11 protein-coding genes are annotated in these 16449 nt (G+C 64.3%); all 11 read right to left on the bottom strand.

Translation table 11 applies throughout. From position 1 onward, the window contains the following. Positions 1-53: 53 nt before the first annotated feature. Positions 54-2153 carry an ATP-dependent zinc metalloprotease FtsH gene (gene ftsH, locus AC1AV0_RS06785; RefSeq protein ID WP_476572427.1) on the bottom strand — a complete coding sequence of 700 codons (2100 nt, stop codon included), beginning with the start codon at positions 2151-2153 and terminating at the stop codon, positions 54-56. A gap of 2 nt (positions 2154-2155) precedes the next feature. Next, positions 2156-2713 (bottom strand): hypoxanthine phosphoribosyltransferase, encoded by a 558-nt coding sequence (hpt, locus tag AC1AV0_RS06780; RefSeq protein WP_476572425.1) that lies wholly within the window; start codon positions 2711-2713, stop codon positions 2156-2158. Further along, a complete protein-coding gene (tilS, locus tag AC1AV0_RS06775) occupies positions 2700-3812 on the bottom strand; it encodes a tRNA lysidine(34) synthetase TilS (protein ID WP_476572423.1) in 1113 nt (370 codons plus the stop codon). Before tilS ends, hpt begins: the two co-directional genes overlap by 14 nt. 4 nt (positions 3813-3816) lie before the next feature. Next, positions 3817-5244: a D-alanyl-D-alanine carboxypeptidase/D-alanyl-D-alanine endopeptidase gene (gene dacB / locus AC1AV0_RS06770; RefSeq protein ID WP_476572592.1), complete on the bottom strand. Its 1428-nt coding sequence runs from the start codon at positions 5242-5244 to the stop codon at positions 3817-3819. A 103-nt stretch (positions 5245-5347) separates the two neighbouring features. Beyond that, entirely contained in the window at positions 5348-7027 is a 1680-nt protein-coding gene (locus tag AC1AV0_RS06765) for an ABC transporter permease (RefSeq protein WP_476572421.1), read from the bottom strand. Beyond that, entirely contained in the window at positions 7024-7905 is an 882-nt protein-coding gene (locus AC1AV0_RS06760; protein WP_476572419.1) for an ABC transporter ATP-binding protein, read from the bottom strand. Before AC1AV0_RS06760 ends, AC1AV0_RS06765 begins: the two co-directional genes overlap by 4 nt. Positions 7906-8030: 125 nt before the next feature. Then, positions 8031-9254 (bottom strand): glycosyltransferase family 2 protein, encoded by a 1224-nt coding sequence (locus AC1AV0_RS06755; RefSeq protein ID WP_476572416.1) that lies wholly within the window; start codon positions 9252-9254, stop codon positions 8031-8033. Further along, a complete protein-coding gene (locus AC1AV0_RS06750; protein ID WP_476572413.1) occupies positions 9254-10717 on the bottom strand; it encodes an AI-2E family transporter in 1464 nt (487 codons plus the stop codon). Before AC1AV0_RS06750 ends, AC1AV0_RS06755 begins: the two co-directional genes overlap by 1 nt. Before the next feature lie 54 nt (positions 10718-10771). Then, entirely contained in the window at positions 10772-13381 is a 2610-nt protein-coding gene (pepN, locus tag AC1AV0_RS06745; RefSeq protein WP_476572411.1) for an aminopeptidase N, read from the bottom strand. Positions 13382-13516: 135 nt separating this feature from the next. Further along, positions 13517-15451: a ribonuclease J gene (locus AC1AV0_RS06740; RefSeq protein ID WP_476572409.1), complete on the bottom strand. Its 1935-nt coding sequence runs from the start codon at positions 15449-15451 to the stop codon at positions 13517-13519. A gap of 65 nt (positions 15452-15516) precedes the next feature. Then, entirely contained in the window at positions 15517-16422 is a 906-nt protein-coding gene (gene dapA, locus AC1AV0_RS06735; protein ID WP_476572406.1) for a 4-hydroxy-tetrahydrodipicolinate synthase, read from the bottom strand. Between the last annotated feature and the right edge of the window lie 27 nt (positions 16423-16449).

Here is a 16449-nt window from a genome sequence, read left to right as displayed (position 1 = left end):
CATATGGCAGGGGGCCTGCCTTCCGGCACGCCCCCTTGGTTTGTCGCTTGCGGTCACTCGCCCGGCTTCATACCCACCGAGCGCTTCAGGGACTCAGGGATTTCGACCGGCGGCTTGTCCGAATCGGGTCGGCGCTCGTCGGAGAGCCACACCTCACGCTTCGGAGCCTTCTTGATATTCGCGAAGATCTCGGCCAGTTCCTTCTCGTTCAGGGTCTCCTTGACGAGCAGCTGACGCACGAGTTCATCGAGCACGTCGCGGTTCTCGTTGATGATGTTCCATGCCTCGGTGTGCGCGGTCTCCACCAGCTTCAGCACCTCGTCGTCGATGATCTCGGCGGTGCGGTCGGAGTACTTGCGCGGGGCGAGTCCGTCCATCACCGTGGTCTGATCGTCGTCATCCGCCCACTTGATCGCGCCGAGCTTCGCGGAGAAGCCGTATTCGACGACCATGGTGCGGGCGATTTTGGTGGCCTTTTCGATGTCGTTCGACGCGCCGGTGGTCGGATCGTGGAAGACGATCTCCTCGGCGGTGCGTCCGCCCATCGCGTAGGCCATCTGGTCGAGCAGCTGGTTGCGCGACTGCGAATAACGGTCGGCGGTGGGCATCACGGCCGTGTAGCCGAGCGCGCGGCCTCGCGGCAGAATCGTCACCTTGGTCACCGGATCGGTGTCGTTAAGCGCCGCCGCGACGAGCGCATGGCCGCCCTCATGGTAGGCGGTGTTGCGCAGCTCCTCGAGCGCCATGCCCTTCGACTGCTTCTTGGGGCCGGCCTGCACGCGGTCGATGGCCTCGTCGATGGCGCGGTTGTCGATGAGCTGGGCGCCGGCGCGGGCGCACAGCAGCGCGGCCTCGTTGAGCACGTTGGCCAGATCGGCGCCGGTGAAGCCCGGCGTGCGCACGGCGATCATATGCAGGTCGACGTCCGGCACGAAAGGCTTGCCCTTGGCATGCACCTTCAGAATCGCCTCGCGGCCTTCCAGATCGGGGGCTGCGACGCCCACCTGGCGGTCGAATCGGCCCGGACGCAGCAGGGCGGGATCGAGCACATCGGGGCGGTTGGTCGCGGCGATGATGATGAGGTTGGTGTCGTTGTTGAAACCGTCCATCTCGACGAGCAGCTGGTTGAGCGTCTGCTCGCGCTCGTCGTGGCCGCCGCCCATGCCGGAGCCGCGCTTGCGGCCGACGGCGTCGATCTCGTCGATGAAGATGATGGCCGGAGCGTTCTTCTTGGCCTCTTCGAACAGGTCGCGCACACGGGAGGCACCCAGGCCGACGAACATCTCCACGAAGTCGGAGCCTGCCATCGAATAGAACGGCACGCCAGCCTCGCCGGCGATGGCTCGCGCGAGCAACGTCTTACCGGTGCCGGGAGGGCCGTACAGCAGCACGCCGCGCGGGATGCGTGCGCCCAGCGCCTTGTACTTGGACGGGTCCTTCAAAAAGTCCTTGATCTCCTCGACCTCGGCCACGGCTTCGTCCTCGCCGGCCACGTCGGCGAACTTGGTGGTGGGGGTCTGGCCTTCGAGCAGCTTGCCGGCGTTCTTCTTGCCGCCCATGCCGAACATGCCGGAGGCTCCGCCCATACGGCTCATCAGGAACCAGAACAGGCCGAAGATGATGAGGAACGGCAGCAGCGAGGACGCCAGATAGCTGAGCATGCTGGTCTGCGCGATATTCGAGGTCCAGCCCTTCGACAGGCTGGCCTCCTCCACCATCTGCGCCAGCTGGCCGCCTTGCGCGAAGGTGTAGTAGAACTGCACTTCCTTGCCGTAGTTCACCACACGGCCGGTGTCGGGATCGGTTTTGGTGAAGTCGTCGCTCAGCTCCAACCGCACCTGCTGCCGGTTGTCGGTGATCTCGGCGTAGGTTGCCTGCCCGCTTTGGATCAGTTCGAAGCCGTCCTTGGTGTCGATGGTGCGGGTGCTGGATCCGGCGAATAGCTGGAACATGAGCACGCTGAGCATCACCAGCACCACGCCCCACAGCCACGGGGACTGCCAGAAAGGCTTGGGCTCGTTCGAATTGCCCCGCTTGTTGCCGTCGCCGCCACGATTGAACGGATTGGTGAACGGGTTGCCGTTATTGCGGTTGTTGCCGCCGTCGGGCGAGTTCCCGTTACCCGACTGGCCGGGTCCTTGAGGGAAGGTCATGCTTATTCTCCTTGGTATACGGACGGCTTGAGCACCGCGATCGAGTCGAGGTTGCGGAATCGCTCGTCATAGTCGAGACCGAATCCGACCACGAATTCATCCGGAATCTCATAGCCGCTGTATTTCACGTCCACGTCCACTTCGCGGCGCGAGGGCTTGCTCAGCAGCGCGAACACCTCAACCGAGGCGGCGCCGCGCGATTTAAGCTCATCGACCAGCCAGGCGAGCGTGCGTCCTGAATCCACAATATCCTCGACAATCAGAATGTGCCGGCCGCGAACATCGGCGGACAGATCCTGACGCACGGTGACGGTTCCGCTCGATACGGTCCCCGCACCGTAGCTCGACAGACTCATGAAGTCCATCTCAGCCGGGATGGTCATGGCTTGGGAGAACGCGACCAGCGTGTTCACGGCCCCCTTCAACACCGCCACCAGCAACGGATCCTTGCCACGGTAGTCTTCGCTCACGCGTGCCGCGGCCTGTCGGATTATGGTATCAATTTGCTCCGCACTGACCAGTTCGTGGTCAATGCATTCCTCCACATCAGCGATTCGCATGCGCTCCATCTTGGCATATACGAATGACGTGTTTCTTGCGGTTCGCTGAATATCCTCTGGGAAGAGACACACCCCTCTGGCCGTGCCAGTCGCCGATCAGCGCGTCGATGGCCTCGACCTGTTTCATGGAGCAGACGATGCCGGCCCGCGACAACGCGTGCGCGATCACACGTCTGCGGATCGCCGGATGCGCTTCGGCGAGCACGCGCGCGTCGAAGCGCACCGCCTCGCCTTCTGCGGCATGGTGCAGCACGCTCCGGCCCGCCAACAGCTCGGCCTGTCCGTCCAGAAAATCCTTGTCCAGCCGCGCCTGATCCGCGCCCACAGCCAAGTGGCTTACGATGTCGGCGTCGGCGAAGTGTTCGATATAGGGGATGAGGTCGTGACGCACGCGCGAACGCAACGGAAACTCACGCGGCAGCCCCTCGCCGCCGCTCCCCCGTTCCGCCGCAGCGTCGCCGTTGGTCGGATCATCCCAATACTCCAGTCCCAAATCCGCGCAGATGCCGGTGGTGTCCGCACGGGACAGACCCAGCCACGGACGCAGGAAGGTGACGCCGCCGCGTTCGAACCGCGGGGGCATGCCGGCGAGCGCGTCCACACCACCGGAACGCAGCAATCCCATCAGTACGGTTTCCCCCTGGTCGTCGCGCGTGTGGGCAAGCAGCACCACACAGCGCGGGCCATGCGCCAGAGCCTCATCGACCAGCGCGGCATAGCGAGCCTCTCGGGCCGCGGATTCCACCCCTTCGCCTTCTGGTCTCACCTCGACCTGGCGCACGGCTATCTCGCCGATGCCCAACGCGCGGCAGCGGTCGGCCGTCTCTCGCGCCACCCGCGTCGAATCGTCCTGCAATCCATGGTCGACGATCACAGCGCCGCAGCGCAGCCCGAGCGAGGCGCACACCTGCCGCGCCACCGCGGCCAGGGCCATCGAATCCCGACCTCCCGAGCAGGCGACCAGTACCATGGGCGCGTCCGGATCCGGCTCGTGTTCGCCGTGTTCGGCGAAGCGGGGCGATTGCATGCCTAGTCCGGCCTGTTCCAGCGATGAGCGCAGCAGGCCGATCGCGCCGCGCAGACGTGCCGAGTACACCATGCGATCACAACCCCGCCAAAGCGGTTACGAATTCGTCGATCGCGGAGCGCGCGGCCGCGTAGTCCGCGGGATCGTTGACGACCACGGCGAAGGAGAGCGCGCCGCCCTCCGTGCGCGAGACGTTGCCTGCCATCGAGGTGACCGTGCCGAGGCTGCCGGTTTTCACCCGCAGCAATCCGGCCGCCGATTCGTCGGTGTATCGGGTGCGCGCGGTGCCGACCAGTCCCGCGATGGACAGTCCTTCGGCCGCGGCGGCTCCGTTGCCCGCGGCGAGGTTGTGCGTCTGCACGGCGGCCAGGGTGCGCACGGTCAGTCTCGATCCGGGAGTCAGTCCCGAACAGTCGGCCATCGTCAGTCCGGTGGTGTCGATGCCTAATTCCCGCAACGCCTCCCCGACCGCGGTGGCGGCGCCGGTGGGTGAATTCTCGGATCCGCGCGCGATGGCGGTCAGTCTGCCGAACTCCTCGGCGAGCGTGTTGTCCGAATGGCGCAGCATGAAGGCGAGCACTTCGGCCAAAGTGGCCGACGAGACGCTGGCCAGAGGCGAAAGATTCTCCGGAGTGGTGCCCGCGCTGGGCTCGCCGTTCACGGTGATGCCTTGCTCGGCCAATCGTGTGGCGAAGATGGCGGCCGTGTCGGCGGCGGTGGTCTGCGATAGGGGCGGATACGCCGAGGAATCGTCGGGATTGGAGGGTTTGGGCAGGGCGTCCGACCATTGGCGGCCGCCATCCACGGCCATGGAGGAGACGGGTGTGTAGTAGAGGTAGTCGCCGTTGTTCTCTTCGATGCCTGCCGGCGAGCGCAGATCGCCGAACAAGGTATCGTCGTAGACCAGTGTGACGGCGGTGATGCCGCGCTGCGCCAACGCGGCGGCCGTCGCCTTCGCCAACGTGCCCAATCCCGCGCGGCCGTTGACGTGTTCGGGATCGCTTTCGCCCTCGCCGAGCAGCATGTCGCCGTTGCCGGTGAGCACCAGTGTGGCGGTGCCGTCGTCGTGTTGGATGAGATAGGTTTCGGTGTCGAGCGTCGAGGCCATGTCGAGGGTGGCGGAGGCGGCGAGCGCGGTCAGCGTCTTCATGGTGGAGGCCGGCTCACGCGGAGTGTCCGCTTCGTATTGCGCCACGGCGTTGCCTTGGGCGTCGACGATGATCACCGAAAAGCCATTGCCGATGCCCTCGGTGGAGGCCAGTGCGTTGATAAGCTCGGCGGCCGCCTGCGGGTCGACGGCTTTGGCTGTGTCGAGGTCGCTCACGATGCCGTCGCCGGCGCGCACGACGGATGGGGAGGGATAGTCGCGCACAACGACGGGCTGCAGCGTCAGCAGGCCGGGAACCACGTCGAACACGTCGGCCACGGCGTATCCCACGCATAGCGCCACGGTGAGCGTCGCAGAAACTAGAACGGTCCACCGACGCCGCCGCACGTCTCGCACGGTTTGGGCTTCAGGTCGATCTGGCCGCTGATCCGCCGTCTCGAAAACCAACTGCCGCACTCCTTGTCTTCCAACCGATGGGCCTCAAGCCCACCGAAGCGCGTCACTTCTGCAGGCTGGCGAACGATTCGAGCGTTTGGACGATCTTGACCATTCGCGCATCCATCAGCTTACCGCCAAGCCATGAACCCACAAGCAACGCCGCAACGCCGTTGACCAACGCGGCCACACCGACGCCCGTCAACACGATCATGGCGTCATGCACGGTCAGGCCAAGCACCAACGCCACGATGCCGGTCGGCAGCATAAGGATGATGGAGCCGAACAGGTGGGCGAAGGGGAAGAATCCCTGCGCGGCCATACGCCCCTGCGGGGACGAGAACGGCTTCTCGATCGAGGGAACCGGGTACATGAGCACGCAGGACAGCACTTCGGCCAAGCCAAGACCGGCAAGAACGACGCTGATGCCAATGCTCGTGCAGGTCAGTCCGAGCGCCAGCCCGTCGCCGGTGCGCCAATCCCCCGTAAACGCGAAAATACCCAAGGCGAGGAGAATGATGTAGGCCACCGAAAACGTCGCATAGACGCGCACGCGGCCGAAACGGTCGTCACGGCCACGCACGCCGGCGAGCACCTGCATGGTGAAGCCGCCGCCATCATAAGCCAGACCGTTGCCTTCGATCATCATCATGAACAGACCCATCCAGGTGAGCGACTGCCAAAGCATTACGGAAAGACCATGCGACTGCAAGCCGAAAATCACCACGAGGATCAGCGGCATGAGGAACATCACCGACAGGCGCGGATCGCGGCGCATCGAAATAAGCAAGCGGGCGGAAATCGCGCCGGAGGGCGAGTCGGGCATCCAGGAGAACGCGCCGATGCCTTTGATTTTGGCCGTCGCGACGTCACGCCCGGCGACCAAGCGCTCACGACGCAGACACCACGTGCAGACCATGAAGCACACCACCCAAGTGAGCGCGAGCACGGCGAGGCGGCCAAGCAATGGCAACCACGCGCCAGCGAACGCGTCGAACGGCAGTTGGAAGGCGGCCGAGAGCGGCGTCCAGGCCAGAACGTCTGCGAGTATCGTGCCGCCGGCCATCAGCGCGGCCGTATCGAAGCCTTCGTTTCCCACACTGGTGTTGAGCACGATGCTCGGCATCTGGCACAACAAAATGAACACCACCATCGTGACGATATAGAACACGCCTCGGCCGCTGGCGGAGGTGACCAGCGAGGTGGCCAACGAGATGATCATGCGCGAGATGCTGATCATCGTGATGACGGCCAGCGGCGCGGCGACCACCGCCACCAGCGCGGGCACCGGCCCCATCCAACGGTAGGCCATGGCCCACAACGTGAAGGCGAGCGTGCCGCCGATGGCCGGCGCGCCGGAAAGCCCGGCGAGCAGCAGACCGAATTGCAGCGTGCGGTCCTCGATGCCGTAGAGTTCGAACTTCTTCGGGCTCAGCGAGGATCCCTCGCCGATCAGCATGAGTTGGATGGCCGCGACGAACAGCAGCAGGCAGGCCGCGACAATGACGACCACGCAGCGGGTCACCGACGCATAATCGTGAGCCGCGGCCGAAGCCTGACCGGTCTGCAAACCCATCAGATCAGGGCCGGAACCGAGAACGAACGCGCCCACCGCCACGCCGATGATGCCCGAGGCACCCATCGCCAAGCAGACGACGTATCCGACGGTTTGCCACACGGATTTGCGCATGGCTGCGAAGGTCAGCGCCCAACGCAGGCGGACGATATTCAACGCGATGGTCATCGCACGCCTCCATTGCCGTCCGTCGCGCCAGCGAATGGGGCTTGGGGAACGGGCGTGGGAGCATCGTTCGCGCCGCCGTCGAGCCAGTCGAGTTTGGCCGCGCCGTGGCGTCCGCCGACAAGCGCGAGGAACCGCTCCTCCAGGTCGCCGCCAGCCGCCACCTGTTCGACGGTGCCGGCCGCGCACACCTGGCCGCGGTTGATGACGGCCACATGCGTGCACATCTTCTCGACCAGCGCCATCACATGCGAGGAGATGATCACCGTACCGCCGGTGGCCGCGTATTCGATCAGGATATCGCGCAGATTCGCGCTGGAAACCGGATCAACCGATTCGAACGGCTCGTCAAGCACGAGGATGCGCGGACTGTGGATCATCGCGGCAGCAAGACAGATCTTCTTGGTCATACCGGAGGAATAGTCGACCACCATCGTGTTCGCCGACTGCGCCAAATCGAAGGCGTTAAGCAGATCGTTGGCGCGGCGCAGCACCTCCTCGCGACGCATGCCGCGCAACATGCCCGAATAGACCAGCAGCTGCAGGCCGGTGAGCCGGTCGAAAATCTGGCCGGCCTGCGGCATCACGCCGATCTCGCGTTTGACGCGGTTGACGTCGCTCCACACATCGTTGCCGAGGATCATCGCCGTGCCCGCATCCGGAACCAACAGGCCGGTGAGCATGTTCAGCGTGGTGGTTTTGCCCGCGCCGTTGGGGCCAACCAGGCCGTAGAAGGAACCGACCGGAATGTCGAGCGCCAGACCGTTGACGGCAACCTTGTCATCAAAGCGTTTGAACAGGCCGCGAATCGACACGGCGGCGGAGGGATCGGGCGGAATCGGAGCATAACCAACAGCATTGGCGAAAGTGTCGAATGTCATGCCTCCCACACTAGACCATGGTTTGTCGCATAAGAAGGAATTGTCAACACCTGTTGCAGGGGAGCTCGGCTCTCTCCTCGCTCAGGCTGAGCCTATGAACGGCCCACTGGGCCGTTCATTACGGCTCAGCCTTTATGCTGTATGGGTTTCCATTGGGCTTTGGCGAAGATGGCTTGGAAGGAGATCGGCACGTAGCTGAGCATGTAGATCGGGAAGCTGAGCACGTAGGCGAACAGCTCCTTGTTGGTGGCGCAGATCTGATCGCGTTCCACAAGAATCGTCAGGGCAGCCAGCGCCATCATGCCGAGGATGCTGGTGATGATGCCGCTCGACCATCCGGTCAGCGACTGCAACTGGCTGGGCCAGGTCACGAAACCGAACGCAGCGAACAGACATCCCATCACCACGCGTATCACGCCGAGCACGGTGAACGGGCACAGCAGCAGGGTGAAGTCGATGCAGGAGAAGTCGCGTTCCCGCACGGCGCGTTTGATCAGCGCCTCGCCGTAGTAGCGGAACACCTGCAGGAATCCCTTGCTCCACCGCAGGCGCTGCCTCCAGCTCTGCGCGAAGGTGACCGGCTGCTCGTCATAGAGAATGGCGGTGCCGCAGTATCCGATGCGGTCGCCGTGCAGAATCGAATCCATCGTGAATTCGAGATCCTCGGTGAGCAGATGGAATTTCCATCCCTTGTTGCGCTGCATCACCTCGCGCGAGAACATGAATCCGGTGCCGCCCACGTGGCAGCTGGAGCCGAAGATCATACGCGAGCTGTTGAGGAATCGCGATTCGCGGATGAACCACAGCGCCGAACCGGACGACACCCAATTGTCGGCGAGGTTCACCGAATTGCGGTAGCTGGTCAGAATACGGAAGCCCGACTGGTAGGCCTTGTTCATCTCCGCGATGTACCGGCGGTCGAGCTTGTTGTCCGCGTCGAACACGAAATACGCGTCGTACCGTTCGGCCGCGCCGGAGTCAATCATATGGTTGAGCAGGTAGCTGAGCGCGTAGCCTTTGCCGATCTGCTCGGTGTTGTGCCGTTCGACCACATGGCAGCCCAAATCGCGCCCCACCTGGGCGGTCGTGTCGGTGCAGTTGTCGGCCACCAGCCAGATGTCGATGAGCTCTCCGGGATAGGTCTGCTCACGAATCGAGGCGATGAGGTTGCCGATCACGTTCTCCTCGTTGCGCGCGGAGATCAGCACGGCGAAATGCTTGTCTTCGGGCGCGTCGGGAAAGCGCGCCGGCTTGGCCAGCAACGACATGACGATGCAGGCGGCCTGGTAGAGGATGCCCGCCGCGCCCAGAATGACCAGCAGGATGTCCAACACGTTCAGCAGCATCATCAGCGCCACCCCGCACGAGGATTGTCATCGGACGAAGGCGCGCCGCTCCCGTCCTTATTCTCGCTCTCGTCCTCGCCCGCGCCCGCAAGCGGACGTCGGCTCTGCCCGGAGAGCACGTTCTTCGGAATCGCCACCGTGGCGGAATCCTCATCATCCCCGTCGTCGGACGACCTGATGTTGTAGATCTGCTCCTGCAGGCGGCGCAGCTCGTCGTTGATCGGCACGCGGCCGGCCGTGCTTTTGGCGGCGCGCGGCATATGCTCGGCGACCGGTTTGATCACATGATCGGCGATCGCCTCGCTGGCTTCCACCACCTTGGACTTCTTCACCGGATCGGGATCGTTCATCAGCGGAGAGTCGACCAGCTCGTAGCGTTTGGTGTAGGCGCGGAACACGGCCTGCAGGCTGGCGGTGACCGGCAGCGCCAGGAACGCGCCGAGCGCGCCGAACAGGGAGCCGAACAGCAGCACGGCCAGGAAGGCCACGGCCTCGTTGAGGTCCATCGTGCGCTGCGAGATCTTCGGAGAGAGAATCATGTTCTCGATCTGCTGGTAGATGACGATGAACGCCAGCACGGCAAGAGCGGCGGGCACGCCGTTGTTGCTCCATGCGAACAGCACCGGCAGCGCGCCGCCGACATAGGTGCCGACCACGGGGATGAACTGCGAGACCAAGCCGCAGAAGAGCGCCAGCGGCAGCCAGTACGGCACGTGGATGACTTCGAGGAAGATGCCGGTGCAGGTGGCGTTGATCAGCGCAAGAATCGAACGGGAGAACAGGAATCCGGAGATCTGCTCCTGCACGATCGTCCACACCAGCAGGAAACGACGCTGCTGGGAGGGGCCCATCCACTGGCACAGCGAACGGCGCATTTTGGGGCCGGCTGCCGACACGTAGAAGGTCACCATGAGCACGGTGAGTAGGTCGATCAGCACGCTGAACACGCCCATCGTGGTGTTGAGCGCCTGTCCGGCGAAGTCGGTGACCCACGAGGTCTGCAGGTTCTTAATGATCTCCGTGCCCAGGCTGTCGATCTCCGGCAGTCGGAACGTGGTGTACTGGGCCACCAGGTCGGCGATCTGCTGGTAGAGCGCGGGCATCCCCCGCACCATGCCGACGACCTGCTGCACGAACATGTTGCCGAACAGGGCCAGCAAGCCGACGATCGCCGCGCACAGCAGCAGCAGGGCGGAAGCCGAGGCGACGCCCCGCTTCCACCCATGCCGCACCAGAGCGACGACCATCGGCTCCACCGCCAACGCGATGAAGATGGAGATGACCGCATCGAGCACGATGTAATCGATTTTGCCCCACGACCTCCAGACGAAATACGCCAGGAACACGGCTATGGCCGTGTACAGCAGGGCGCGTCCGAACCATTCCGGAGGCCGGCGCGCGTCCCCCTTGGATGGGAACACCGACGCGAAGTCGATCCGTTCGTTGTCTTCATCGTTGATGCTCATGGGTCACCATTCTCGTTATCGGCGTTGGCTCCGCCGGTGCGATCAGAGAGATTCTCAGAGGGATTCGTTGTACTGACGGACTTTCAGCGTGCGGCGCGAGGAATCCACATTCTCGACGATCAGACGCTTAAGCGCGTTGTCCGCGTCCGCGTGCGATTCGAGCCATGCGTCGCCCAGCTCCGTCAGATCGGCCGGATCGGCGTAGGAGGGATACAGGCCGGTCAGCAGCGCTTCGGCCATGTGGTAGGTTTTGTTCGCCCACACCCAGTCGACCGTGTCGAAGTACTGCTTCGCGTACGGCTCGGCCAGGTCGGCGCGCGGCGTGCCTGCGAATCCGCGGACCACGGCTCCCAACTGCGAATTCGTCAGCTCGCTGTTGTGCAGCGCCTCGTTCCAAGCCCAACGCTTCGCGTCGGCGGTGGCGCGGGAGGCGCGGGCGCCCAGCGCGAACTCGCGGTTCTCCGTGGTCTCCTTCTTGGCCAGCTCGGCCTGCACATCGTCCTCGTCCATCTCGTTGACCGAGGTGAGCGCGGTGATGATCGTCCAACGGAAGTTGTTGTCGATCTCAAGACCGGGCAGGGCGACCGTGCCGTCGAGCAGACCGTGCGCGTTCGCGGCGAACGCGGCGTCGCCCTCCTCGCCGTAGCCCAGGTAGGCGGTGGCCAGCTGGAACTGGTTGTCGGAGCCGGCGTCGGCCGCATTGGCCAGCGTCCACAGCTCGGCGGCCACATGGCGCAGCATCTCGTCGCGGGAGGCGGCGGGCACGTAGTGGTGCACGGCGGTGGTCATGCAGCTGAGCGCGTAGCGGAAGGTGGTGGATTCGGTTTCCGTGGACAGCAGACGCAGCGTCATGTCGACGAAACGCGCGGCCGGGAACTCGCCGTCGCGGGTCATATCCCAGAAGGCGAGCCAAATGACGGCGCGGGCGAGCGCGTCGTCGAAACGGTGCAGATTGGCCTCGGCGAAGGCGAGGGACTCCTCGTCGAAACGGATCTTCGTGTAGGCCAGGTCCTCGTCGTTGACCAGAATCAGCGCGGGGCGGGTCTTGCCGGCGGCCTCGGCGGCCACGGTCGTCTCGCCGTCCACATCCAGCTCCAGACGTTCGGTGCGCACGATCTTGCCGCTGGCGGGATCCTCGTCGTAGAAGCCAAGGGCCAGACGGTGCGGGCGCAGCACGGCATGGTCGGCCGGAGCGGTCTGACGCAGGGTGAGCGAACGCAGCGTGCCATCCGCGTCGGTCTCGACCTGCGGGGTGATGGTGTTGATGCCGGACTCCTCCAGCCACTTCGCGCTCCACGCCTTCAGGTCGCGGCCGGAGGTGGCCTCCAGCTCGCCCAGCAGATCGGCGAGGGTGGCGTTGGAGTAGGCGTGCTTGTCGAGATAGTTGTGGATGCCCTCGAAGAAGCGTTCGCGGCCCACGTAGAACACCAGCTGCTTCAGCACGGACGCGCCCTTGGCATAGGTGATGCCGTCGAAGTTCACGTAGGTGTCGTTGAGGTCGTTGATCGGCGCGACGATCGGATGCGTGGTGGGCAGCTGGTCCTGACGCAGCGCCCAGCTCTTCTCGCCGGAGCAGAACGTGGCCCAGGCGTCATGCCATTCGGTGGCCTCGGCGGTGGCGAGGGTGGAGGTGAACTCGGCGAAGGATTCGTTGAGCCACAGGTCGTTCCACCACTTCATGGTCACGTAGTCGCCGAACCACATGTGGGCCAGCTCGTGCAGCACGGTCACCACGCGGCGCTCGGCGAGCGCGTCGGTGACCTTCGATTCGAACACGTACTGGTCGCGGATGGTGACCATGCCGATGTTCTCCATGGCGCCCGCGTTGTATTCGGGCACGTAGATTTGATCATACTTGGCGTACGGGTAGGGCACGCCCCACGTCTTGGCGTAGAAGGCGAAGCCCTTCTTGGTGATGTCGAACAGGTAGTCGACGTCCTTCGCGAAGGCTTCGGCCAGGGACTGACGGCAGTACTGCGCCATCGGCACGACGCGGCCGTCCTCGTTGTGGTATTCGGTGTGCCACTCGGCGTACGGGCCGGCGCAGATGGCGGTCAGATAGGAGCTCATCACCGGGGTGGGCTCGAACGACCAGCGCTTGGTCGTCTCGTTCGGCTTGTCGGCGAGGGTACCGTCGGCGGTTTCGATCTCGCTCTCCTCAACGGAGGCGACCGGCATATTCGAGGTGACGATCCAGCTTTGGGGCGCCAGCACGGAGAAGTTGAACACGGCCTTCAGATCGGGCTGGTCAAACACGGCGTAGACGCGGCGGGCGTCCGGCACCTCGAACTGGGAGTACAGGTAGACGTTGCCGTCGGTGGGGTCGACCGAACGGTGCAGGCCCTCGCCGGTGTTGGAGTAGCGGCACAGCGCCTCCACCACCACGTCGTTGCTTTCCTTCAGATCGTTCAGCGCGATGCGGTCGTCGGCGAACACTTCGGCCGGATCCAGGGCCTCGCCGTTGAGCGTGACCGCGGTCACCTCGTCGGCGATGAGATCCAGGAAGGTGCTCGCGCCGGCCACGGCGTCGAACGTGATGTGGGAGACCGAACCGAAGGTGCGCTCCCCTCGCGTCAGATCCAGATCGACATGATAGGTGATCGGCGCCTCCACGACGCCTTTGCGTTCCTCAGCCTCGACTCGGGTCAGGTTAGAACCGGGCATGCTACTCCTTTGCCACAAGCTGGCGCGTTCTCTGCGCGCCATATGAAAACGGCGCAACCTTTTCGGTTACGCCGCTTTGCTATTCCGATAGGAACAACTGTATACCCTTTACCGGTGCTGGGCCAATTATCGCCCCTAGCCGACCAGCTCGTCCACGTCGGTGGCCAGATCGGCCACCACGGGCACGATCATCGGCTTGCGCCTGAGCTGACGGGCGATCCAACCACCCAGCGTGCGGCGCATGAGCTGCTGCAGCTTATAGGTGTCCTTCGTGCCGCTCATCATCGCGTCGTTGAGCTGTTCGACGATCTGATGACGCACCTTGTTGAATTCGCTTTCGTCCTCGGCCACGGCGTTCAGGTAGATCTTCGGACCGGAGACCACCTCGCGCGCCTCGGTGTCGACCACCACGAACGCGGAGACGAAGCCTTCGGTGCCGAGGATGCGGCGCTTCTCCAGCTCCTCCTCGGTCAGCTCGCCCACCGAATCGCCATCCACATACACGTAGCCGCACGGCACGGAGCCGACGACCGCGGCCTTGCCGTGGTAGAGGTCCACCACGTCGCCGTCCTCGGCGAGCACCACGTTCTGCGGGTCCACGCCGGTTTTCACGGCGATCAGGCCGTTGGCCACCAGATGGCGGTTCTCGCCGTGGATCGGCATGGCGCACTTGGGCTTGACGATGTTGTACATGTACAGCAGCTCGCCCTCGTTGCAGTGGCCGGAGACGTGCACGGCCGCGTTGTCGCGGTTGACCACGCGCGCGCCCATCTGCACGAGCTTGTTGATGATCTTGTACACGCCGTGCTCGTTGCCGGGAATCAGGGAGCTGGCCAGAATCACCGTGTCGAACTCGTTGATTGAGATGTCGCGGTGGTTGCCGTCGGCGATGCGGCCCAGCGCGGCCATCGGCTCGCCCTGGGAGCCGGTGCACATGTACACCAGGTTCTTGTCTTCGATGTCGTTGGCCTTCTTCAGGTCGACGACCGTGCCTTCGGGGATGTGCAGGAAGCCCAGATCGGCGGCGATGGACATGTTGCGCACCATGGAGCGGCCGACGAACACGACCTTGCGGCCGTACTTGTGGGCGGCGTCCACCACCTGCTGCACGCGGTGCACATGCGAGGAGAAGCTCGCGACGATGATCTTGCGGGTCGCCTGCGCGAACGCCTGGTCGAGCGCGGGGCCGATCGTGGTCTCGGGCTTGACGAAGCCCGGCACCTCGGCGTTGGTGGAATCCATCATGAGCAGATCCACGCCCTGCTCGCCGAGCTTGCCGAACTCCACCAGATCGGTGACGCGGTGGTCGAGCGGCAGCTGGTCCAGCTTGATGTCGCCGGTGTCGATCAGGCTTCCGGCCGGGGTCTTCACGTAGACGGCGAGCGCGTCCGGAATCGAATGGGTCACGTTCACGAATTCGAGGTTGAACGGCCCCACCTTGAGCTTGTCGCGGCCGGAGACCTCCACCTTGGTGGGGTTGATGCGGTGCTCCTTGCACTTGGCTTCCACGAAGGCGAGGGTGAGCTTGGAGCCGATCAGCGGGATGTCCGGGCGCAGCTTGAGCAGGTAGGGCACGCCGCCGATATGGTCCTCATGGCCGTGGGTGAGCACGAGCGCGTCGACCTGGTCGAGACGGTCCTTGATATAGCTGAAGTCAGGCAGAATCAGGTCCACGCCCGGCTGTTCCTCTTCGGGGAAGAGCACGCCGCAGTCGATGAGCAGCAGGTGGCCGTTGTATTCGACCACGTTCATATTGCGGCCGATTTCGCCGAGGCCGCCGAGCGGGGTGATGCGCATCGAGCCCTTGCGGTACTTCGGAGGTGCGATCAGGGTCGCGCCCTGCTGGGGTGCGGTGGCCTGGGTGGAGTTGTTCTGATGACGGGGACGGCTGCCGCCCCTGCCGCCGCGCTGGCCGGACTTGTTCGCGGGCGCGTTCTTCGCTTTCGCGTTGGATTTCGCGCCGGTGTTCGCCGCGGCCTTGGTGTTGGCGGTTTTGGCGGAGCCGCGGCGGCGGGTGCCGCGGGTCGATGATGAGTTGTTGGAATCGTTGGTGTTGTTTTCTTGTGCCATGTACTTTCGTTGGTTTCTTATGGTTATGCCTTCGTGCTCTCACGAAGGCGACGTGGAATGCCCGCTCAGAGCAGGCCGGAGGCGCGCATGCCCTCCTCGGCCTTGTCGAGCTGGAGCGCGTCCGGGCCGATGTTCGGCAGACGCATTTCGGTGGATTCAAGCGTGCCGTTGACACGGCAGGCGGCCTTGGCCATCACGGCCTGATAGCCGTCGCCGTTCAGGGCGTGCACCAGCGGCGCGAGCTGGTTGGCGAGGCGCTGCGCCTCGTGGATGTCGCCGCGGTCGAAAGCCTCGGCCAGTTCGCGCATCGGCGCTGAGGCGACATGCGCGATCACGGAGATGATGCCCACCGCGCCGATGGACAGGAACGGCAGGAACAGACCGTCATCGCCCGAATACCAGGCGAGTCCGGTGCGCTGCTGCTTCTCGACCGCCGCGGCGAGATCGCCGGTGGCGTCCTTGACGGCCACGACATGGTCGAGTGCGGCCAGACGGTCATACGTGTCGACCGCGACCTTCAGACCGGTGCGGCCGGGCACGTCGTAGACGATGATCGGCTTGTCGGTGGAATCGTTGACGGCCTTGTAGTGGCCGACGACGCCGTCCTGGGAAGGACGGGAATAGTAGGGCATGACGACGAGCACCGCGTCGGCGCCCGCCTCCTGGGTCTGCTCGACCATACGCACGGTATGCGCGGTGTCGTTAGATCCGGCGCCCGAAATAACGGGCACATCCACAACATCCTTGACCGCGCGCACGAGGTCGACCTTCTCGTCGATATGAGTGACGGGCGATTCGCCGGTGGTGCCGTTGACCACGATGCCGTCCGCGCCATCGGCGACCAGCGCCTTGGCCAGCTTCTGCGCGGCATCGAAATCGACGCTGCCGTCGGCCTTCATCGGAGTGACCATCGCGGGGAGGATGCGGCCGAACGGGGCTGGATTCAGAAGATGGATGTCATGCTCACTCATACTATTCACCGTACTTCTCGTTATGGA

The sequence above is a fragment of the Bifidobacterium sp. LH_558 genome (assembly GCF_056356295.1).
The sequence above is the reverse complement of the archived record's forward strand: the minus strand, read 5'-3'. Positions and strand labels throughout refer to the sequence as shown.